We start from the raw sequence: 22614 nt of genomic DNA, 5'->3' as shown, positions 1-22614 counted from the left end.
GCTTGTGGAATATTAATATATGCTGTTTTATAACCAGCACGCTGCATTCTAAGTGCTGTGTGGGCATCTTCAGTTACTGTTTCGAATGCAAAACCGCCTATATTATCAAGTGCTTCGCGTTTTAATACTGCACACGAACCACAGAAAAAGGTAGCGTCCCACATGTCATTACCATCTTGAATTAGCCCGTAAAAGAGCATGTTTTCGTTAGGTATTTGGCTGTGATTATTTAAGTTTCTTTCAAATGGGTCGGCTGAGAAAAAGTGATGTGGTGTTTGAACCAAACATACTTTACTGTCTTTCAAAAATTGACCCATGGTCATTTGTAAAAATGAGCGAGCAGGGACGTGGTCACAATCAAAAATAGCAATGTATTCACCATCAGTATAACGCATGGCACTATTCATATTACCGGCTTTAGCGTGATTGTTATCAGGACGAGTTAAATAACCCGCTCCGACTTCTTTGGCAAACTCACCAAACTCAGGTCGTTTACCATCATCTAAAATGTACACATTTAGCTTATCTGCTGGCCAATCAATGCTTAACGCTGCTAATGTTGTTGGTCTTACAACACTTAAAGGCTCATTATAGGTAGGTATGTATACATCAACAGTTGGCCAATCGTCAGTGTTTTTAGGAAGAGGAATTGGCTTACGCTCTAATGGATTAATTGTTTGAAAAAAGCCAAGTATTAGTACTAACCATGCGTAAGTTTCAGCTAATAGTAAGCCTGCACCTAAAGCAAGTGCGAGTGGATCATCCCAATTTAGAGTTTCTGTATATCGCCACCATAAATAGCGCGAAGATGTTGTAACCGATAAGGTGATCATGACTATCGTCGCCATTTGACCTTTTATTCGTTTAAGTGAATAAGCTACCAATAAAATAAAACTGATAAATATAGCTTGGGCTTCTAAGCTAAAAGGAATAGTTACAAAAATAGCCAATAAGAATAATGAAAAAGCAATAATTACATATTTAATTAATTTGTTTTGCCAAATACGTGCGTTGGCAAATGATTGAAATGCACTGTGTTTTGAGCGTTTTTTATTTTTTGAAAGTAAGCTCTTAAGTTTTCTACCTAGCTTTAAATCTATCCACTTTAATTGTCTAAAAATATAGCCAATTGCATCATAAAAATAATCACTTGCTGTTTCGCGAATTGAGTTTTTTTTATCACTATTTTTAAAAAATATTAAAAAAATACTTTGTAAAAAAAACCGTACTGCATTTGAATATAAGTAGTTACGATATGGTAACTTTAAGTGAGGGTAATTAAAGTAAAACCATTCATAACTGCCTTCCTTGCGGATATTAAGTTTTACAATAATTGAGCTGAAAATGATTAAAAAAGGCATGAGTAATGCTTCAATAGCATTCATTTTATGACTATTAAAGTTACCATGAAATTTAAACATGATTAAGCGAACTAACTTTTCAGTAAAAAAGAGACTAAGTAGTAAGCGAAAGCTACTTTGAAAAGGGTGCTTATAAAAAGTGCTAAGTCGTGCTGTCATAATGCTGCTTTACTAACTAGCCAACCAGCTAGGGTTTCAAAATCATCATTAGCTATACTGTAAGGAGCGCAGTTAAGCGCAACATTACGATACGCTGTTGATTCTTTTATTACTTCGTCGCTATTTATAAAAAAAGGCGCCATAAGGGGGAGCGTTGATTGCCAAAGTGAAAATAAATCAAACTCTAATACAGATGCCGAATTATACCGATTAACTAAAAAAAAGTGATGCCACGAATTCTCAGTGTTCTTCAATTTTTGTAATTGCTTGTAAATTAAACTGTGACATATTGCATCACAATTAACTAATTCAACTACAATATCATTTTCATCTAATGCGTAATGGCTAATATCTATATGACTAGGGCAGTCAAATAGCATCCACGTATTTTTAGGGGTATCAAGCTTTTTACAGCTATCAATAAGGCCGTTAATTTCTGTTGGTGTTGGTATTTTGTTACCATGAGGTAAGAAAATTACGCCGTCGTTGTCTTGATAAAAACACTTTAAAACATCGTCGAAATTTTCAGCGTTACTCCAGCCTTGTGTATTCTTCCAGGGTAAACCAAAGTGCAAACCCAAATCGCTTTTGGGATCCAAATCTACAGCAATGACATTGATATCTGATTTTTTTAACACGCAGGCTAGGTTAGCAGTGATTGCAGTACAGCCAGTGCCACCTTTGATACCTTTTAAAAAAATTCTTTGCACGTGAGAAAGTTACCTAATTGTTTTAAATGCCAGTAATAGCAGCAAGCTCGTCATCAATTTCTTTTAATAACGCATATTTATTTATAGTTTTATTATTTTTTTGCTTGTTAACTATTTCAATGTAATCTTCACTTTTCCCACCAAAGCGACGAGCCAAGTTTTCAATATCATTTGATGTTAATGTTTGAGAGTGTCTTGAAATCAAGTTTTGCATTACTACCTGTATCTGTATGTTTTATTATTATAATATGTGGACATTATTTGTCTATTATATATAGAATAGTTGTTAAAACTAGTAAAAAAGTATTTTTTTGAAAGGCGTTTTGTGTGCATAAGTTTAACATAACCGGATTAGACCCCGCAGCTAAAGAAATAAAACCGGCTTCCAGCTATGCTATTTTAGCCCCATTGGATAATTTAGCTATAGAATTCGCGTTACATTGCGTTAACCTCGAAGCAAAGAGTAATATTTTTGTTATTTCTTCTCAAATAGAGTCATTTTTTGAGTCGCCTTTCTCTAATGTGCTATTTGATACTTATAAACAATCGCGCGTTCACTCATTTTCTTTTACCAAAGAAATTGCCGATTGGGGAATTAAGCGTATTAGCCACGGTATTATTAAAGAGCTAAATGGTTATGAAGGTATAAGTAATTCATTAATACTGCTCCATTTTAGTACCGAGCAGTTGCAGGACTTTAATGATGCTCAAATTGAGCAACTTATTGTTCAATACAATCAATTTTTAGCAAATACAAATGCTAGTTTATTATTTCTAATTTCAGGCCCTGAAGTGGCTAACTTTCGATTTTTAGTCAGACGTCTTAATAAGTTATTTAGCGGGATTGTTTTTGTAGATAATGATTCATCAATGCGAGTACTTGAATACGATTATTGGAGTCATGGGACTGGCGTTTTATCGAATGTTCAATACTCGTTAATGGTTAAAAATAACCGATTTGTCGTTGAAGAAAATGTATTAGAGAAAAACGAACCTAACAATCTAAAACTTAACGATGAGGATGATGTGTGGCTAGTTCAAAACTCAGTGCCTGAGGGAACAAAATTACCTACATACTACCGAACAGTTAAAGAAAATAGCGACTTATTTGATAAAGGACCAAGGCTTACTGCGGCAACCTTAGTATTTTCAGTTACTCGTTACACCGACTTGGCTGATTTAGGTAAGCAATGTTTTGAGCTTAGAAAAAACTGCGGTCGTTGGCTAAAACTGGTTATTCAAAATGTAGACGGTATTATCAGACATCAAGATGAATGTTTGTTTTTAACCCTAGGTGTAAACCTGATTTTATATAGTTTTTCAGAGCCTTCTCGGTTACTTTCACAGATTCAATCCATTCAGGGATTTCAGTTTTCAAGACCTCTACCACCTTCAGTTGAGCATGTACTACAGTATACGGAGAATACTTTTTCGAAAGGTTATTTACCGTTTATTGATTTTACAAGACAAGTTGAAGTGCACAGCGATTCTGCAGTTAATTTAGGGGTTAGTGGGGTATTAGTTATTTTAGAGTTACTCCCAAGAATTGACCCAATTCATCCTCTGCATTTATTTCATATAAAACGAGAGGGTGATGTATTTAGTGTAGCGGAAAATAAAGTGTATCTATATTTGCACGCATGCAGAGAAAATGATGTTACAAACGCCATAAAGCATTTGTTTAAATTAGAAACGAGTGATTTCTTTGCTCAACAAAATGTGATTTCTGATCATTTTTATATTCAACAAGAATGTAAGCAATTACGTCGATATTATAGAGATAAAAACGTACCAGACCTTACCGAGCAACTTAAAGAAAATGATAGTTACAAATATGTACCCGATTTAACACAAAGCCCTAAAGTCGATATTGGTACGCCGGAGTTTTTTACTCAAACTCGTCCAGATGCAAAGCCCTTTATAATGAATAGAAGGTAGTTATAAATGAGTATCAATCAGTTTTTAATTACGGTGTTTTTTGCCGTTTTACTCGGTGTTTTATTAGCATTAACGAGCCGCTACCTATCTGTAAAGTTTAAAAAGTTCTATTACAAAATGACGTTTAGACATGAAGTGTTAGAGCCCTATATACCTAAAAATAAAAGTAAGGAAAATAAGTGAAACTGTCAGGATTAGGGGTGTGGAACCTTTATTTTATTGTGAAATTTGCTCTGTTTTATTATGGTGCAATCGACTTTGATTTTTTAAGTAATGCGGCATTTGCAGCTCTTTTGGCTATTCAATTGAAAGATGTTCGCATTGAGAAAGTTAAGCATGTTATTGCTATCGTGATTGCGGTAATACTGCTTTATAAGGACTCTTGGCTTCCCCCAATAAACCGTTTGACTAAGCAAGCGGGTAATGTCCAAGATTTTAGCTTTGGGTACTTTATTGAGTTAATGGGGCGAGTTATAAATGTAGATATGCTGCTTGGGTTTTTTATCATCGTTATATTGTTTTGGTATAGCTCGCAATGGATTAGATTTACTACAGTGACCATTGCTGGTTTGATGTTTATTGGTTGGCAAGGGCAAAGTAGTCTAACAAATAATAATGTCAATCAAGTTGCAGGTAATAACTTTGCTGCAGAACCTCAAAATAGAGAGTCAATTGTAACAACGGAAACTCAATCTCCAGAACAAAAGCTGAAAGATTTTTACCAGCAACAAAGCTTGTTAACAAGCCATTTCCCACAAGAATATAATGGTGAAATGTTTGACGTTATTATTTTAAATATTTGTTCTATGGCTGTAGATGACTTAAATACGATTGGTGTTAGCGTAACTGACATGTATAAAGATTTTGATGTTGTTTTTTCTGACTTCAATTCAGCAACATCATACAGTGGTCCTGCAGCTATCAGATTGCTTCGAGCGAGTTGTGGTCAAACAAGTCAAACTGCATTATTTAAAGATGCGCCAGAGCAATGTTACTTATTTAAAAACTTAGAAAAACTTGGGTATCAAAATAATATAGTAATGAATCATGATGGGCATTTTGATGAGTTTAAAGGATTAATTAAGAAAAATGGCGGTTTAGATTCAAAGCCATTTAATATTGATTCTATGCCTGTTGCGCAATATGGTTTTGATAATAGCCCTATATATTCAGACGGAGCTGTTTTAAATGGTTGGCTCGATACTGATGCAAAAGATTGTGCGCCGTGTGCTATGTACTACAACACAATTAGTTTGCATGATGGCAATCAATTCGTTAATCATGCAAGAACAACGAGTCAAGAAAGCTATCCAACCAGACATGAAAATTTGTTTTCTGATATTAATAAATTTATTAAAAACTTAGAGAAACGTGATCGAAATGTCATGTTAATGATTGTGCCTGAGCATGGTGCAGCGTTAAAAGGTGATAAAGTACAATTTGCTGGATTACGTGAAATACCAAGCCCAGCTATTGTTTCTGTGCCAGTGGCTATCAAATTTATAGGTCCTGATGTTCAAAGTTACTCGCAAATAGTTATTGATGAGTCAACAAGCTACTTTGCACTCTCAGAGTTAATAAACAAAACACTGCAAACAAATTTATTTGGTGGTAATAGCAGTATTGCTAACCTACTAGAAAACTTACCGAAAGCGCCAAAAGTAGCTGAAAATGCCGATACTATTATGATGTATGTAAATAAACGACCTTACATACAACTAGATGGTGGTGATTGGTCTGCATACCCTCAAGGCAAGTAATAAATTAAAAAGTCTATAATGTAGGCTGACATTACAAATACGGGTACTTATTTGATAAGTACCCGTTTTTATCCTCACTTTGGCTTTGGTTTAACCCTTTAATCAATTTCGTCCAAAAATGTTTACAATAAACTACCTTCTCAAAGCTACTTAGCGTATTATTCTGCCAATATAGTTTTTCCTTCTTTGAGGATGTATGCGTCTAGATATTCACTGTGCTGATCGAATTGGTATCGCCCAAGAAATCCTTAATATTTTAGTTAACTACAGCGTTGATTTGAAAGGAATTGAGGTTGATTCGGTTAACTGTCGTATGTATGTAAGTTTCCCTGAAATTGAGTTTGAACAATTTCAAAAAATTATGCCCTCTATTCGTCTAATTGATGGTGTACATGATGTACGTACTACTGCATTTTTACCTTCTGAACGTGAGCATAATGAACTAAACACATTGCTGCGCGCATTACCTGATGGTGTTATTTCTATTGATGCTAAAGGCTGGGTACGTTTGTGTAACGATGCAGCCTGCAAAGATTTACAGCTAAACGAAAAAGACGTTATTGGTGAAAATATTAATAACTTGCTTAAAGGCTTTAATTTTACTCGATGGTTAGAAAGTAAAGAAGTGCTAGGGCAAACTACCCGAGTGGAAGTGGCAGGAGAAGACTTTATTGCAGATATTTTACCTATTGCAGTACCGCAAGGTGGTGAAGGTGACGTACTTGCTGGCGCTGTTATTAATATTAAATCGCAAAGTCGTTTAGGTCAGCAAGTAAGTGCTTTTAGGCGCTATGGGCAAGAAAGCTTTGCAACTATTCATAACTTCAGTACTGCTATGCGCCGTGTTGTACGTGAAGCCCGAAAAATGTCACAACTAGAAGCACCAATACTAATTACAGGCGAAACAGGCACTGGCAAGGAGTTGCTTGCTAGAGCGTGCCATTATGCCTCTAATCGTTCAGTTAAGCCCTTTATTGCTTTGTCGTGTGCATCACTTCCTGATGATGTAGCTGAGTCTGAATTGTTTGGTTACGCAGGTTATGAAGACAATACAGCACCTAAACGTGGTGTGCTTGAGCAAGCTGATGGTGGCACGGTATTTTTAGATGAAGTTGGCGAAATGTCGACTCAATTGCAAACTAAATTATTGCGATTTTTGCAAGATGGTACATTTAGAAAAGTAGGCGACGAAAACGAAGTTAAAGTAAATGTGCGCATTATTGCTGCAACACAAAAAGATTTACCAGCGATGGTGCAAGAAGGCGTATTTAGAGAAGATTTATATTATCGTATAAATGTTTTAACGTTAGAAATTGCCCCATTACGAGATCGAAAAGCCGACGTAGGACCACTTGCAGAACATTTTATTCAAAAGTACGCTCAGCAAAACGGGCATGATGTGCCTCTTTTATCACAAGAGTGTTTGAGCTTTTTGCAAGAATATCCGTGGCCGGGTAATGTTCGCCAACTAGAAAATGCAATTTACCGTGCAGTGTCGTTATTAGATGACAGTGAATTACGTGTTGAGCATTTACAGTTGCCTACATTTACACACGAATTAGGATACTTAGAGTCAGATTTTGAAGGCTCGCTTGACCAAGCAGTAAAACGCTTTGAAGCAACATTGTTGCGTAAGCTCTATCCTGCTTATCCTAGCTCTCGCCAATTAGCAAAACGCTTAGGTTTGAGCCATACGGCTGTTGCGAATAAACTACGTGACTACGGTATTAACCGTAAAACTGTAAAAGTGTAATTGACGTAAAAATATTAAAATATGAGGGCTAATTTTTAGTCCCCATATTTTTTGTAACCCCATCGATAGCAATTGTTTCTATGCCGTCATCATTAAAGTTCATAATAATACTGGCATTATTTCGAGTGAAAAAATAACTGCGATCATTAAGCTCTATAACGTAATCACCTTTAACTGAATTGCTAAATTCCTGCTTTTTAAGTACAACCGTGTGCTCACCAATTTGCCAATTAAAACCCTGTATAAAACCATTATTAAACTCTTGTACCCAGACCTGATTTTCATCTTTTGAAAGTGTAATTGCTACTGAATATGAATTAGGAATTTGATCCATATTGTAACTTTTAGAGCCAATAGTGAATTCCCCCGAATTTTGTTGCCAAGCAAAACCAAATTCAAATGGTTTTTCAATGCCTGTCGGGTAGGTAATTGTTCCGCTGCCAGGTAAGCTAAAGTCAGCAAGTGCATTATTACTCGCTGCTAAAACATAGTAGCGATAAGTATATTTAATTTTAATTTCATAAAATAATTTTTTTTTGTATTTATAACTTTAGATTAAAACAGAATATTCGTCATCGCAAGTGCCTGTGCTACACTCAGGTAAATTAAACTGGTAAGACCTTTGCTGTGAACTTATATTTTAGACTTCTTTTACTGTTTTTTAAAATTAAACGTAATCAAGAATACCAAGACTTACTCGATACAGTAGATATTGATTACAAAGCGCTGCCTACTGATTGTGATATAAATCTACATCTAACGAATTCTCGTTATTTAGCAATGATGGATCTATCTCGTACGTGGATGACCGAACGCGTAGGTTTGCTTAAACAAATTTTAAAACGTCGTTGGTTTCCTATTGTTAATGCAACCGCAATTACCTATATTCGCGATATTAAACCCATGCAGCGCTATACAATTAGTACAAGGTTAGTTGGGTGGGATCATAAGTATTTTTACATCGAGCAAAAGTTTCATTCAGTGCGTGGTTTACATGCTATTGCCTACGTAAGAGGGGTATTTAAAAGCAAAAAGGGTATTATAAGCATTGAAGAAATGCTTGAAGTTGCTGGTTTTGAGGGGAAAACACCTATATTACCTAGTGAAGTAATGCACTGGAAAGAAATGCTAGAGCAAAAAAAGATAAATAATTTACCCAAATAGCGTATTTAAGAATACGAAAATAAAAAAAGGCCTTTCGACCTTTTACACACACATATATTAAAAGCACTTTTTAGAAGCTATATCTAACGCCAAACATTGCCACAATAGGGTCTAGCTCAACAGTTGAAGTTAGTGCTTTTGCTCCATTAGCGTATACAGTCGCATCGGTATCAATATCCATAAGCGATACCATTGCGTGTAGTCCCCATTTTTTATTGATTTTATAGTTAGCACCTACTTGCGCCACAAAACCAAAAGAATTATCTAGTTTTACTTCCACGTCGTCTGTTCCCAGCGTAGTTTTAAGTGCTTGTGATGGTTGCTCATCAAAAAAGATTGTGTAGTTTATACCTACACCTACAAATGGTCTAAGTGCATAGCTTGTGTCTAAAAAGTGATATTGCGCAATAAGCGAAGGTGGCAGTTGCTTTATATCAGCAATTTTATTACCTGCTAAACCACCAGTTCCATTTACATCATGAGAAAAAGGTGTTGATGCAATGAGTTCTAATACCCACTTATCGTTAAATGCATAATCCACTGTAATACCTAACTGAGTATCTGAATCGCCTTTAAGCCCTAAGGTAGGGGCTTCATTGATTGATGAACTACTGTTGTCAGGATTTATGTTTATAGCGCCAACATTTACGCTAAAGTTAGCGTGTGCAGCAGGAGATAGCGCCAATAAAGAGGTTAATAATGCAATGCTAATAGTGGTTTTCATGTTGTTCTCCAAGAACTACTTTTTGATTGACACTATTATTGCAGCGCTAAAAAAATATAAACCTGTTCTAGATCAAAGTTTCAAAAATGATTGAATATTGTGAAATTATTTATTGATATAGATTAATTTTAGAGTCGATTTATAAAACAACAATTGACATTTATATACTCATTTAGCTCGTTGGATTTATTAATGCTGAACCACTAAACTAGGCTTTTTATTTTTCGAGGTTACATTTATTAAATTGAATTCGTTTTAATATTGAAAGCTCAATATGCTTAGCCTTATTTTAAATAACGCTTTGCTTTATTTTCTTTTACACTTTGAAGATCGACTAAAACCAAACCATCTATACAATTATTAAAATCTGGATCGATGCTAAAGCTTAAAAATTTCACACCGTCTGATTTACACAATTCAGTGTATTGTTTAAATAAAGTGGGCACTTGAGCGTCCATATTAGCAAGTACATGCTTTAGTTCTACAAAGTCATCTTTTACGTCGTTACCACTAAACACAGTGTGGCATTGCATTAGTTGTTGCTCACTTAGTTTAAATTCATTGTTTGGCTTAGCGAGGTCCACATCGCTTTTATAATAATATTGATAATAATAGACCAACATAGCCTTTGCCTGCTCTGGTAGTGCATTAGACACCGTTACCGCGCCAAATAAATAACGATATTGCGGATAATTTTTTATAAAAGCTCCAATGCCATACCATAAATAATCAAGACTTTTGCGACCCCAATATTTAGGTTGTACAAAGCTACGACCAAGTTCTATTCCTTGCTGTAGGTAAGGAGTCATTGCATTGGTGTAAGTAAATAAGCTATCTGTATAAAGGCCTTCTCTTCCATGCTTTTTAATAATATCTGCTGCGCAGGCTAAACGATATGCACCGACTAATTCTAATTGTTCAGGGTCCCATAGCACAAGATGCTGATAATCCATATCATACTTGTCTATATCACGTCGTTTACCACTGCCTTCACCTACGGCTCTAAACGCTATTTCTCTCAAACGCCCTAATTCTCTAAATACGCAAGAGCTCCCCGTATATTGATAAAGATATATGTGCATTGCGTCTTGTGTTTTACCCAAAATTTGACATTGTTCAATCGCTTTTTTAAGTTCTTTTTTACACTCGGGTATAGCAATGGGCATTTGCGTTTTTAGTGGTAGTATTTTTTTAGTTGTTAATCTATATAGCTGTTTACGAATTAGATTTACTATTTCTTTGTCTTTTAGGTTTTCTATTAAATAAGATTCTGGAGGAATAGATGCGCCAATTTCAAATTCTAATGATTTTTGACGTTGTTTAAACATTTCTTTTACTAACAATAGACTCGCAAGAGGTTTGTAAATAATTGAAGTACCATAAAATAGTGGGCTATTTTTAGCTTTAATAAATATCGGTAAAATAGGGCAATTTGCTTTTTTAGCCATACGTAAAAAGCCGCTATTCCATTTACAATCTTTTATACCTGTAGGGCTTAAACGTGAAACTTCACCTGCTGGGAATATTAATAAAGTCCCTTCATCTTTTAAATGCTGATGAATATTATTTAGTTCTATTTTTTTACTCATTCCGGATAAATTGTCTACAGGTAATAATAGGTCGCGCATAGGCTCTACCGACATTAGCATGCGATTAGCCACTACTTTTAAGTCGGGTCTTACTGTTGAGAGTACTTTTATCAAAGCCAGTGCATCTAGTGATCCAATGGGATGGTTTGCGACAATAATTAACTTGCCTTCACTTGGTATATGTTCAATTTGCTTTGGTTTGTAGCGAGTATTAAAATCAAGTTCATCAAGTACTTGCTCTACAAACTCAAGCCCTTGTAAGTGAGGGTAGGCATTGCCAAAGGCAACAAACTCTTGCTCATTTAATAAGTACTTTAAGCCTTTTTTTACAACACTAGTCACTTTTGGTGAGTTTTTTAATTGCGGTAAATTTACTGTTATTACGTCATCAATACTGATCATATTAACCTCTATTACACGTTGATATATTTTCCATTGGAATAGAGTAAAAAAGAGGTGTGACAGTTACTTTGCAGTTGTGTGATTTTTTAAAGTATTAATTAGGCAAAGCAACGTTTTACTCATAAATATAATTACTTTATATTTATGAGTAAAACTTTATAAGGAGTATGTATGTCAGTATTAGTTGCTATTACAGGGCGAGATAACACAAAGTTAATGGCGCAATTACAAGCACGTTTACCCGCTATTCGTATTGAGGAGTGGCCAGATTGCCTCAACGTAGAGGATATAGACTTTGTACTTGCTTGGAATGCTCCTGAATCTATGTGGGCGCAGTTACCTAACTTAAAAGTGGTGTCATCATTTGGTGCGGGAGTTGATAGCATCGATTTAAAACAATTAGCTGAGCATATTGATGTTGTTCGCATTGTTGATGATCAATTAGCAGAAGATATGGCTGAATATGTGCTTACACATATTTTAGCTCAAAAACTTCGTTTAAATGAATACTTTATTAAGCAGGCTCAGCAGTGTTGGAAGCCTAAACGCGCTCATAGCCATAAAAATGTGGGCATATTAGGTTTTGGTGAATTAGGTAAAAAATGTGCTCAAAAACTGGTTGAAAATAGTTTTAATGTAAGTGCATGGGCACAAAGTTATAAAAGCTCTACAAATGTTCATGTTTATTATGGTGATCAGGGGTTAGATGAAATGCTCACACACATAGATTATTTAGTGTGTTTGTTGCCACTTACAAATGCTACAAGGGGGATTATTAATAAAAAATTACTAGAGAAACTTTCACCTCATGCTGTTGTTATTAATGTAGCTCGTGGTCAGCATGTTGTTGAGCAAGATTTATTAACTGCACTAAATAATGAGAGTTTGCGAGCAGCTACCCTTGATGTTTTTGATCAAGAGCCATTAAAAAATGATCATCCATATTGGCAACATCCAAAAATAACGTTAACACCCCATTGTGCTGCATTGTCTGATTTAAATAGTGTTATAAACCAGATAGTAGAAAATATCGAATGTTTAAATGAGGGTAGCAAGCTAAATAATCTAGTAGATAGAACTAAAGGTTATTAAGTGACAAGTAAATAGTTAAAAAAACAGCTTGTTTACACATGTAATTTTTATTATTGTTAAAGAAGATTCTCACAAATAAAAATTATAAAGAGGGTGTCATGAAATCAAATCAAAGTGGCGTTAAGTTAAGTTTTATTATTATTTCAATTATCGTTTTGGGTGTTTCTGCTTGGTTTAATCAGGCGAATGCTGAAGATGCCCCTCATAAAAAACAAAACAATGCAGAATTAATAGAAACTATTGATAACGGTTAATAGCTTACCCTTTTTACAATGAGCACTTTTGATTATTACTTAAATACAATTTTAACGCGGTATTTAGGCATACTACTAAGTGCCTCAAAGTAAATTTACTTTATGGTTATTTACTCTTTTTAATTAAATGTATAGCTTCATCATCAGTATTTATTTCTAAAAATCAAAAACTAAATAATATTGAAAGACGATAGTATTTTTCAATGTTAAATTTTAGATAATAAAAAGCCCAGCATTAACTGGGCTATAAAATATTCTAAGGATAAGGATTAACTTTGGGCTACATTAAATTGCCCGAATGTATAAACCTTAAACAAATAAAATGTGTTGATCAACACTAAACTCATATTTGAAATAACACTCGACGACATAAGATCTAGGCTAAATGATAAAAATAACAGACCACAAGCACTAACAGCGGCAACGCGTAGCAGTGTTATATGGTTAATGAAGAATGCACCTAAACCTAGTGCAAGTAGTATTGTGTTTAAAAGCCAATCTAGCTCATTTAGCATGGTCGTTTCAATAGTTCAGTTGTTGAAAAAAGGAGCGCCATTATGTTGATCTTTTGCACACCTTTCAACCAAGTAATTTTAAATTTTCAGATTAGTTTTTTTAATGCTAAAAGTATTTATAAATAGCAGAAAATAACCCCTTATCGGCTATTACTTGATACCTTTGGCAACTCTGTGGGTTTTTTAAATCACTGCATAAATAAAGATATTTACGTTTAGAATCGAGTTGTGGGTGTAAGTTTGAGTCAATAATAGTGGCACCGTACCCAAATACACCAGACCAGTAGATGCTTTCGCTCACCATTCCTAATTTTTTATAGGTAAGTAGCGTTGGCTTTGGAAAAGCTAAAATAATGACTGCTACGATACTTAAAGTTATGAATAACCCTTTTTTTGGTTTATTTATTTTTTTTGTATTATTAGAATTTGAGCTAGAAATTGTTTGATTAGGTTTTGCAGTTGCTGGTTGACGCTTACTTTTTTGTGTTGTTTTTTTTCTTGTTGAGGTTTCCCCAAGCAAAGATTGTTTATTTGGTACTTTTGACATAATGCAAATTTGGCCTTTTTTACATAGATCTCTATAATTAAACGAGTAAATTTATATACTAAGCTAATTAATATGATAACTTAAACTTAGCTAATAGCCTATTGAGGAATAAAGATGAATGCGCAGCTATCAATTTTAATTGTAGATGACGTTAGCACCGTGCGTAGCTTTTTGAGCCAAACGCTCATGCACTTAGGGATAGAAAACGTAAAAGAAGCATCCACTGCATCACAATGTATCAGTGAGTGCCAGGCTATAAATTATAATATAATCTTTTTAGATATTGAATTACCAGATGGTGATGGTAAAGAGTTAATCGCACAGATTAATGAACTAAGTCCTGAAACAAATGTAGTCATGGTATCGGCTCATTCTGGAATCGAAAATGTAAAAGACGCGATAGACAAAGGCGCTAAAGGGTTTGTAGTAAAACCATTTACACCTAAAAAAATAGCAGCAATGCTTAAGAAGTTTTATCCAGACTTAGAAAATGTGTAATTAAATATACCAATCTGCAATAACACTTAATCAATTTGAGGGATTAAATCTGACGCTAACTGGGTTAAAAATTTCTGATATACGACTGCATGGATGAAGGAGGTAGAGCAATGCAGGAGCAATTGCCGAGAACAATTAAATAACGAATTTTTTTCCTTGTCGTCGTTAAGGTTTTTTATCTCAAAATAGATTACTTACATTAGGCGAATTGGTATTAAAAAAGATAATTAAATTTAGAATAAAAAAAAACCGGCAAAAGCCGGTTTTTTATATTCTAACAAAAACAAATTATAGAGCTTTAATTTTAGCTGCTATGCGACTCTTATGACGAGCTGCTTTGTTTTTGTGGATTAGACCCTTAGTTGCGTAACGGTCTAGGATAGGTGTTGCAACAGTAAAAGCTTGCTGTGCAGCTTCTTTATCGCCCGCTTCAATAGCAACAAGTACTTTTTTGAAGTATGTGCGCATCATTGAACGACGGCTTGCGTTGTGCTGGCGGTTCTTTTCGCTTGTTATAGCGCGTTTTTTTGCAGACTTGATGTTAGCCAAGGTTTGCTCCTAACAATCTTAAAATAAAGCTTAAAATAAAGGCGGTGGAATATGCCTGTTTCTATCATGGATGTCAATTTAAATTTAACGACCCAAGAAAAACTGCACCATATAACGAGCATCAATTTGCCGCTTTAGCAGTTAATACCGACATTGTAACAAAGCACAGACCCCCAGCCTAGTGCTTTAAAGCGATTTATAAAAAAGACTGTGGCATAATTGCATCAATTACCTATTTTTGAGTGGATTTAAGGTGTCAAAAGGTTTATTTCGGTCGGGTATGATTGTTAGCTGTATGACCATGATATCGCGAGTTTTAGGGCTTGTGCGGGACGCTGTGGTTGCTAATTTGTTAGGTGCAAGTGCAGCAGCAGATGTTTTTTTGTTTGCGAACCGTATTCCTAACTTTTTACGCCGCTTATTTGCTGAAGGAGCCTTTGCTCAAGCATTTGTACCAGTGTTAAGTGAGATTAAAGAGCAACAGGGCGACGATAAGGTTAAACTTTTTGTTGCGCAGGCTGCTGGTACCTTAGGTACTATTTTACTTATCGTTACTATTATTGGTGTTGTTGCCTCTCCTGTTATTGCCGCATTATTTGGTACCGGTTGGTTTATTGATTGGTGGCAGGGTGGAGCGAATGCAGAAAAGTTTGAACTTGCCAGTTCATTACTTAAATTAACGTTTCCTTATTTATTTTTTGTGAGCTTAGTTGCACTTAGCGGCGCAGTCATGAATGTGTACAATCGTTTTGCTGTAGCTGCATTCACCCCTGTATTACTTAATGTTTCTATTATCGCATGCGCCATTTTTTTACATGATAAGTTTTCGGTAGGTGCTTACTCACTCGCCATAGGTGTATTTGTTGGTGGTGTTGTGCAGTTGCTATTTCAATTGCCATTTTTGTATCGTGCAAAAATGTTGGCTCGACCGCGTTGGGCTTGGCAAGACGAAAACGTAAAAAAGGTACGCAAACTTATGTTACCAGCATTGTTTGGTGTATCTATTAGCCAAATTAATCTTTTGCTTGATACGATGATTGCCTCGCTACTCATGACTGGTTCAATTGCGTGGCTATATTATTCTGATCGTTTAATTGAATTTCCACTCGGATTGTTTGGCATTGGTATTGCCACGGTAATTTTGCCTGCGCTATCTAAACTTCATAGTAGTAAAAAAAGCAGCGATTTTCAGCATACGTTAGATTGGGGGGTTCGGTTTGTTATATTTTTAGGCTTACCTGCAATGATCGGTTTAATGATAATTAGTCCATTAATTATTACTGTGTTGTTTGATCACGGCGCATTTAAAGAAGACAGTGTTGATCATGTGAAAGCAGTGAGCTTGGGCGTTATGGCTTATTCGGTAGGGTTAGTTAGTTTTATGCTTATAAAAATATTAGCCCCTGGATTTTATGCTCGTCAAGATACAAAAACACCTGTACGTATTGGTATAATTACTTTGGTACTAAATATGGTGTTTAATATTATGCTTGCTCCTTTTATTGGCTATTTAGGCTTGGCGCTAGCTACCTCAATGTCGGCGAGTTGTAATGCTTTTTTACTTTATAGGCAGCTTAAAAAAGAAGGGGTATATCAATTTTCCTCTATGAGCTTATATTTTACGCTCAAATGCATAGTGGCAAGTTTGGTTATGGGGGTTGTCGTTTGGTTTACTGCGCATCACTATAATTGGTCTAGTTGGGGCTTTACAGAGCAAGTTATGCTGCTTACAGCATTATTAGTTATTGCAGGCGTAAGCTATTTTACAATGCTGTTTTTGATGGGCGTTAGACTAAATACGATAAAAAGTGTAGCAATTACTGAATCAAATTAAAAAAAAGATTATAATCGGCAACTCTGCGGCTTTTATCACTTTTGGTCGCAATTAATAACTCGCTAAAAAGGCAATTAGGTAGCATGGAGTTAATTAGAGGTATACACAATATTCGTCCGCAACATTTTGGTTGCGTGCTTACTATTGGTAATTTTGATGGTATTCACTTAGGTCATGCTGAAGTACTAAAAGGTTTGCTCGCTGATGCTAAAGTGCACCGTTTACCTAGCACTGTGATGCTGTTTGAACCTCAGCCACAAGAGTTTTTTGCTAAAAACAATGCACCAGCACGATTAACGCGCTTACGAGATAAACTACGTTTATTAAGTGACTTAGGAATTGAACGTGTTATTTGCATCAGTTTTAATCAGCAATTTGCAAATATGCGTGCCGAGCAGTTTGTTAGTGATATTTTAATTAAAAAGTTAGGCGTTAAAGCATTAACGGTTGGCGATGATTTTAAGTTTGGTAAGCAACGCCAAGGTAATTTTGACTTACTCTACAGCATGGGTAAACAGGCGGAAATGGATGTTAAAAGCACCGCGAGTTTTCGTCAATTAAATGCTAGAGTAAGCAGTACTTTAATACGTGATGCCTTAGCCACTGGCGATTTAACCAGTGCGAAAGTAATGCTTGGTCATGACTATGCTATTTCAGGTCGTGTTATACACGGTTGGAAAAGAGGGCGAGAGCTAGGTTTTAGAACGGCAAATATTGCGCTTAAACGTCAAGTTTGCCCTGTAAATGGTGTGTTTGCTGTGCAAGCAACGATTGCAGGTAAATTGATTTATGGGGTGGCAAATATTGGTAATAAACCCACGTTTAATGGTACTCGTGCATTACTAGAAGTTCATCTTTTTGATTTTGCGCAGGACATTTACGGACAATTTATGCATGTGGAGTTGATAAAAAAACTTCGCGATGAGAAAAAATTCGAGACATTAACACAATTAACGGCACAAATAGCGACTGATGTTGCCGCCGCTAAGCAGTGTTTTGGTTTAAATTAGATAGCCGATAGATACGGAATGTAGGATTAATGAGCGATTATAAACATACTTTGAATTTACCGGAAACACCGTTTCCAATGCGTGGCAATTTGGCACAACGTGAACCAAAAATGCTTAAAGCATGGTATGAAGACGACCTGTATGGTCAAATTCGCAGCGCGAAAAAAGGTAAAAAGACCTTTATTTTGCATGACGGCCCTCCGTATGCAAATGGCGATATTCATTTAGGTCATTCAGTAAATAAAATATTAAAAGACATTATTGTTAAGTCAAAAACATTATCTGACTTTGACTCGCCGTTAGTTCCAGGTTGGGATTGTCATGGTTTGCCAATTGAGTTAATGGTTGAGAAAAAAGTAGGAAAGCCTGGCGTAAAAGTGACAGCTGCAGAATTTCGCGAAAAGTGTCGTGCATATGCAAAAAAACAAGTTGAAGGTCAAAAAGTTGATTTTAAACGTTTAGGTGTATTTGCAGATTGGGATAAGCCTTACTTAACAATGAACTTTGACTTTGAAGCGAATGCAATTCGTGTACTTGGTCGTATTATTGAAAAAGGTCATTTGCATAAAGGCGCTAAGCCTGTGCATTGGTGTACAGACTGTGGTTCTGCATTAGCAGAGGCTGAAGTTGAATACCAAGATAAGCAATCTCCTGCTATTGATGTACGTTTTACTTTTATTGATCAAGATGCTGTTGTTAACGCGTTTGATTTGGCTGATGGTCATAAAGGTGAAGGCAGTGTTGGCACTGTTATTTGGACAACAACACCTTGGACGCTTCCTGCAAACCGCGCAGTGGCTGTGCATGCCGATTTAGAGTATGCATTGGTACAGGTTGAAGATGAAGGTGTACAACAACGTCTAATTTTAGGTTCTGAGCTTGTTAAAGATGCAATGGACCGCTTTGGTTTTAATCACTTTCACGTACTAGGTTATGTAAAAGGTGCTGCGCTTGAAAATTTACAAGTAGCTCATCCTTTTTATGATTTTAATGTACCAGTGATTGTAGCAGAGCATGTAACTACTGACTCAGGTACCGGTGTTGTACATACAGCTCCAGGACATGGTCAAGAAGATTTCGTGGCTGGCTTAAATTATAATCTTGAAGTAGCTAACCCTGTTGGTGCAAATGGTGTTTATTTACCAGATACCGAACTTTTTGCAGGTCAGCATGTATTTAAAGCCAATGCGAGCGTAATTGAAGTATTAAAAGAGCACGATGCATTAATGCATCATCATGCTATTACACATAGTTACCCACATTGCTGGCGTCATAAAACACCAATTATTTTCCGTGCTACACCACAATGGTTTGTAAGTATGGATCAGGCTAACTTGCGCCAAGATTCTCTAGCTGAAATAAAAAATACTCAGTGGTTACCAGAGTGGGGCGAAAGCCGTATTTCTAATATGGTTGAAAGCCGCCCAGATTGGTGTATTTCTCGCCAACGTACATGGGGTGTTCCAATTGCATTGTTTGCAGATAAAGACACTGGTGCGCTTCATCCAAATACCCAAGAACTAATTGAGCAAGCTGCACAGCTTGTTGAAAAAGCAGGTATTCAAGCGTGGTACGACCTAGACCCTGCTACATTGCTTGGTGAAGAAGATGCCAAGCAATACATGAAAGTGCAAGATACGTTAGATGTATGGTTTGACTCAGGTGTGTCGCATGCATGTGTTGTAGATGCGCGTGAAGACCTAGTTGGTCCAGCTGATTTATACCTAGAAGGTTCTGATCAACACCGTGGTTGGTTTATGTCATCAATGATGACATCAGTGGCTATTAATGGTTACGCACCATACCGTCAAGTATTGACTCATGGTTTTACCGTTGATGAAAACGGTCGCAAAATGTCTAAGTCACTGGGTAATGTTATTTCACCACAAAATGTGATGAATAAACTAGGTGCTGACATTCTACGTTTATGGGTTGCTTCTACCGATTACACTGCCGAAATGACTGTGTCGGATGAAATATTTAAACGTTCAGCAGATCGTTACCGCCGCATTCGCAACACAAGCCGTTACTTGCTTGCTAACCTAAATGGTTTTGATCCGAAAACAGATCAAGTAGCAGTTAACGATATGGTTGAGCTTGATAAGTGGATTGTTGGTCGTGCAACTCAATTACAAACAGAAATATTAGCTGCATACGATAGCTACCAAATGTTATTAGTAACGCAAAAGCTAATGAACTTCTGTACAGGTGAGCTTGGCTCGTTTTACTTAGATGTAATTAAAGACCGTCAATACACTGCTAAGAGTGACAGTCACGCACGTCGTTCTTGTCAAACAGCGCTTTATCATATTGCTGAAGCAATGACGCGTTGGATGGCACCAATCATGAGCTTTACTGCACAAGAAATTTGGGAAGCTTTACCAGGCGAGCGCAGCGATTACGTATTTACATCAGTTTGGTATGATGGCTTACAAGCGCCAACTAATAACCAATTTAGTAATGATGACTGGTTAGAAATTCTAACGGTACGTGACGAAGTAAACCGTTTATTAGAAGCTGCACGTAAAGAAGAGATTATTGGTGCAACACTTCAAGCCACTGTTAATTTATTTACAGGTAAAGAGCTTGCAGCTAAATTAAATGCGCTTGGTGATGAGCTGCGCTTTGTATTATTAACATCAGCTGTGAATGTAACTGAAGTTGATAGTCAGCCTGCTGATACACAAACAACTGAAATTGAAGGTTTATTCATTAGTGTTGCTGCAACTGATGCTGCTAAATGTGAGCGTTGTTGGCATTACAGTGAAGATGTAGGTGTCGAACCTGCTCATCCTGAGATTTGTGGTCGTTGTGTAAGTAATGTTGATGGCGAAGGCGAAAAGCGTCAATTCGCTTAGGAGTTATTCTTAGTGAGCAAACTAGCCCAAAAAAGTGGTTTAGTGTGGCTTTGGTTGAGTCTATTACTTTTAGTAATAGACTTTGCCAGTAAAACACTTGTTGTAAGTACTATGGCTTATCAAGAGTCGATAAATTTACTCCCTGTTTTTAGTATTACTTATGTGCATAACTATGGTGCTGCTTATAGTTTTTTAAGTGAAGCGGGTGGTTGGCAGCGTTGGTTTTTAAGTTTTATAGCTATTGCCATTAGTGCTTTACTTGTTTGGTGGTTAAAGCGTTTACCAGCGACAAACAAAGTATTATGTAGTGCATATGCTCTTATACTTGCCGGCGCTATTGGTAATTTATACGATCGTATTGCATATGGTTATGTAATCGACTTTATTCACGTATTTTATAACGACTCGCATTTTCCTGTATTCAATATTGCTGATAGTGCTATTTGTATTGGCGCTGCATTATTGTTATTTGACGCCTTTACAGGTGAGAGTCCGAAGGAGCATAAAGCATGAGCCAAGCTGTAATTGGTGAAAACTCGCAAGTTATTTTTCATTTTTCTATTAAGTTAGAAGATGGCTCTGCTGCGGATTCTACTAAGGTACATAACAAGCCTGCTAAATTAACAATGGGTGATGGCAGCTTAACTGCAAACTTCGAAAAATGTTTATTAGGTTTAACAGCTGGCGAAAGCAAAACCTTTGAACTTGAACCGGAAGATGCTTTTGGTAAGCCAAATCCTGATAATATTTACTATGTTGATCGTAGTAAGTTTGGTCCAGAAACACCTGCAAAAGTAGGCGCCATTATAGCGTTTACGCAACCTGATGGTACCGAACTTCCTGGTTTAGTACGCGAAGTACAAGGCGAGTCGGTAACAATTGATTTTAATCATCCTTTGGCTGGTCAGCGTTTAACGTTTGAAGTTGATATTATCGAGGTAGAAGGTTAATGGAAATATTACTAGCTAATCCACGAGGCTTTTGCGCTGGTGTTGACCGTGCTATTAGTATTGTTGAACGTGCTTTGGATATTTTTGAAAAGCCAATTTATGTTCGCCATGAAGTAGTGCATAACCGCTATGTGGTTGATGGACTAAAAAGCCGTGGTGCGGTTTTTGTTGAAGAGCTTGATCAAGTACCAGATGACAGTATTGTTATTTTTAGTGCGCATGGCGTATCGCAAGCTGTTCGTAGCGAAGCGAAGCGTCGTGATTTAAAAGTATTTGATGCAACGTGTCCACTTGTAACTAAAGTACATATGGAAGTAACACGTGCAAGTCGTAAGGGCATTGAGTGTATTTTAATTGGTCACCATGGTCATCCTGAAGTTGAGGGAACAATGGGGCAATATGATAATTCAGCAGGTGGAATTTACCTTGTTGAAACCGTTGATGATGTTGTTGCGCTAAATGTAAAAAATGCTGAAAACCTTTTTTACTGTAGTCAAACAACACTCTCTGTTGATGATACAGCGGATGTTATTGATGCATTACGCAAAAAATTTCCGTCAATTGACGGACCTCGTAAAGATGATATTTGTTATGCAACGCAGAATCGTCAAGATGCTGTGCGTGATTTAGCCGATAAAGTGGATGTTTTATTGGTTGTTGGTGCTAAAAATAGTTCTAATTCAAATCGCTTACGCGAACTCGCAGATAAAATGGGTACTACTTCGTATTTAATTGATGATGCAACGGACGTACAAGAGCAATGGTTTACAGAGTCTAAATCGGTTGGAGTAACTGCTGGGGCATCTGCACCAGAAGTACTTGTACAACAGGTTATTAGCCGATTAAAAGAGCTTGGTGGTAAGCAGGTTATTGAGAATCCAGGCGAAATAGAAACTATTGTGTTCGCTGTTCCTATTGAACTGCGTTAATCTAAATATAGAGTATTA

At 36.3% G+C, this 22614-nt stretch carries 22 protein-coding genes; 13 read left to right on the top strand and 9 right to left on the bottom strand.

The genetic code is table 11. The annotated features are described in order from the left end of the window. From L647_RS0105160 to bcsR, 3 genes are all read right to left on the bottom strand, one after another. The coding region (locus L647_RS0105160) for a glycosyltransferase (RefSeq protein ID WP_024610238.1) at positions 1–1520 on the bottom strand (1520 nt) is incomplete at its 3' end. Continuing rightward, a complete protein-coding gene (gene bcsQ / locus L647_RS0105155) occupies positions 1517–2230 on the bottom strand; it encodes a cellulose biosynthesis protein BcsQ (protein WP_024610237.1) in 714 nt (237 codons plus the stop codon). The genes bcsQ and L647_RS0105160, both read right to left, overlap by 4 nt. A gap of 22 nt (positions 2231–2252) precedes the next feature. After that, the gene (gene bcsR / locus L647_RS0105150) at positions 2253–2444 is read right to left on the bottom strand and encodes a BcsR/BcsP family cellulose biosynthesis protein (RefSeq protein WP_024610236.1); all 192 of its coding nucleotides are present in this window, start codon (positions 2442–2444) and stop codon (positions 2253–2255) included. Positions 2445–2557: 113 nt separating this feature from the next. On the opposite strand from bcsR, the gene bcsE reads away from it, so the two are divergent. From bcsE to tyrR, 3 genes are all read left to right on the top strand, one after another. After that, on the top strand, positions 2558–4168 hold the full coding sequence (bcsE, locus tag L647_RS0105145; RefSeq protein ID WP_029880383.1) for a cellulose biosynthesis protein BcsE: 1611 nt from the start codon (positions 2558–2560) through the stop codon (positions 4166–4168). 179 nt (positions 4169–4347) lie between these two features. Further along, entirely contained in the window at positions 4348–5928 is a 1581-nt protein-coding gene (gene bcsG, locus L647_RS0105135) for a cellulose biosynthesis protein BcsG (RefSeq protein ID WP_024610235.1), read from the top strand. Between the two features lie 196 nt (positions 5929–6124). After that, positions 6125–7681, top strand: a complete 1557-nt coding sequence (tyrR, locus tag L647_RS0105130; RefSeq protein ID WP_024610234.1) for a transcriptional regulator TyrR — start codon at positions 6125–6127, stop codon at positions 7679–7681. Positions 7682–7709: 28 nt separating this feature from the next. Here tyrR and L647_RS0105125 read toward each other — a convergent pair whose 3' ends face one another. Continuing rightward, positions 7710–8198 carry a hypothetical protein gene (locus L647_RS0105125; protein ID WP_029880382.1) on the bottom strand — a complete coding sequence of 163 codons (489 nt, stop codon included), beginning with the start codon at positions 8196–8198 and terminating at the stop codon, positions 7710–7712. Positions 8199–8308: 110 nt separating this feature from the next. Here L647_RS0105125 and L647_RS0105120 point away from each other — a divergent pair, with 110 nt between their 5' ends. After that, positions 8309–8845 (top strand): thioesterase family protein, encoded by a 537-nt coding sequence (locus L647_RS0105120; protein WP_024610232.1) that lies wholly within the window; start codon positions 8309–8311, stop codon positions 8843–8845. Between the two features lie 70 nt (positions 8846–8915). On the opposite strand, the gene L647_RS0105115 is transcribed toward L647_RS0105120, so the two are convergent. Together L647_RS0105115 and L647_RS0105110 are read right to left on the bottom strand one after the other, a co-directional pair. Beyond that, the gene (locus L647_RS0105115) at positions 8916–9569 is read right to left on the bottom strand and encodes an OmpW family outer membrane protein (protein ID WP_024610231.1); all 654 of its coding nucleotides are present in this window, start codon (positions 9567–9569) and stop codon (positions 8916–8918) included. Positions 9570–9853: 284 nt separating this feature from the next. Continuing rightward, positions 9854–11560: a lysophospholipid acyltransferase family protein gene (locus L647_RS0105110; RefSeq protein ID WP_024610230.1), complete on the bottom strand. Its 1707-nt coding sequence runs from the start codon at positions 11558–11560 to the stop codon at positions 9854–9856. Between the two features lie 171 nt (positions 11561–11731). Between L647_RS0105110 and L647_RS0105105 the strand changes: the two genes are divergently transcribed. Together L647_RS0105105 and L647_RS1000000126095 are read left to right on the top strand one after the other, a co-directional pair. Beyond that, complete coding sequence (locus L647_RS0105105) at positions 11732–12652, top strand: glyoxylate/hydroxypyruvate reductase A (protein ID WP_024610229.1); 921 nt, start codon at positions 11732–11734, stop codon at positions 12650–12652. A gap of 98 nt (positions 12653–12750) precedes the next feature. Beyond that, positions 12751–12906, top strand: coding sequence for a hypothetical protein (locus L647_RS1000000126095; RefSeq protein WP_024610228.1), 156 nt, complete (start codon positions 12751–12753; stop codon positions 12904–12906). 269 nt (positions 12907–13175) lie between these two features. Here L647_RS1000000126095 and L647_RS1000000125170 read toward each other — a convergent pair whose 3' ends face one another. Both L647_RS1000000125170 and L647_RS0105090 read right to left on the bottom strand, forming a co-directional pair. Next, the gene (locus L647_RS1000000125170; RefSeq protein WP_024610227.1) at positions 13176–13421 is read right to left on the bottom strand and encodes a hypothetical protein; all 246 of its coding nucleotides are present in this window, start codon (positions 13419–13421) and stop codon (positions 13176–13178) included. 106 nt (positions 13422–13527) lie between these two features. After that, a complete protein-coding gene (locus tag L647_RS0105090; protein WP_024610226.1) occupies positions 13528–13968 on the bottom strand; it encodes a hypothetical protein in 441 nt (146 codons plus the stop codon). 114 nt (positions 13969–14082) lie between these two features. Between L647_RS0105090 and L647_RS0105085 the strand changes: the two genes are divergently transcribed. Beyond that, positions 14083–14466 (top strand): response regulator, encoded by a 384-nt coding sequence (locus L647_RS0105085; protein ID WP_024610225.1) that lies wholly within the window; start codon positions 14083–14085, stop codon positions 14464–14466. A gap of 288 nt (positions 14467–14754) precedes the next feature. On the opposite strand, the gene rpsT is transcribed toward L647_RS0105085, so the two are convergent. After that, entirely contained in the window at positions 14755–15015 is a 261-nt protein-coding gene (rpsT, locus tag L647_RS0105080) for a 30S ribosomal protein S20 (protein WP_024610224.1), read from the bottom strand. Between the two features lie 253 nt (positions 15016–15268). On the opposite strand from rpsT, the gene murJ reads away from it, so the two are divergent. From murJ to ispH, 6 genes are all read left to right on the top strand, one after another. After that, positions 15269–16849 (top strand): murein biosynthesis integral membrane protein MurJ, encoded by a 1581-nt coding sequence (murJ, locus tag L647_RS0105075; protein WP_024610223.1) that lies wholly within the window; start codon positions 15269–15271, stop codon positions 16847–16849. An 83-nt stretch (positions 16850–16932) separates the two neighbouring features. Then, complete coding sequence (ribF, locus tag L647_RS0105070; RefSeq protein ID WP_024610222.1) at positions 16933–17859, top strand: bifunctional riboflavin kinase/FAD synthetase; 927 nt, start codon at positions 16933–16935, stop codon at positions 17857–17859. A gap of 29 nt (positions 17860–17888) precedes the next feature. Then, the gene (gene ileS, locus L647_RS0105065) at positions 17889–20717 is read left to right on the top strand and encodes an isoleucine--tRNA ligase (protein ID WP_024610221.1); all 2829 of its coding nucleotides are present in this window, start codon (positions 17889–17891) and stop codon (positions 20715–20717) included. A 12-nt stretch (positions 20718–20729) separates the two neighbouring features. After that, positions 20730–21230, top strand: coding sequence for a signal peptidase II (gene lspA / locus L647_RS0105060; protein ID WP_024610220.1), 501 nt, complete (start codon positions 20730–20732; stop codon positions 21228–21230). Then, on the top strand, positions 21227–21667 hold the full coding sequence (gene fkpB, locus L647_RS0105055; protein ID WP_008166565.1) for an FKBP-type peptidyl-prolyl cis-trans isomerase: 441 nt from the start codon (positions 21227–21229) through the stop codon (positions 21665–21667). Before lspA ends, fkpB begins: the two co-directional genes overlap by 4 nt. Then, the gene (ispH, locus tag L647_RS0105050) at positions 21667–22596 is read left to right on the top strand and encodes a 4-hydroxy-3-methylbut-2-enyl diphosphate reductase (protein ID WP_024610219.1); all 930 of its coding nucleotides are present in this window, start codon (positions 21667–21669) and stop codon (positions 22594–22596) included. The genes fkpB and ispH overlap by 1 nt, the downstream gene beginning before the upstream one ends. Positions 22597–22614: the final 18 nt, after the last annotated feature.

It is taken from the genome of Pseudoalteromonas sp. TB64, from assembly GCF_000498095.1.
GTDB lineage: Bacteria > Pseudomonadota > Gammaproteobacteria > Enterobacterales > Alteromonadaceae > Pseudoalteromonas.
This window is presented reverse-complemented; position numbering and strand designations above follow the sequence as displayed.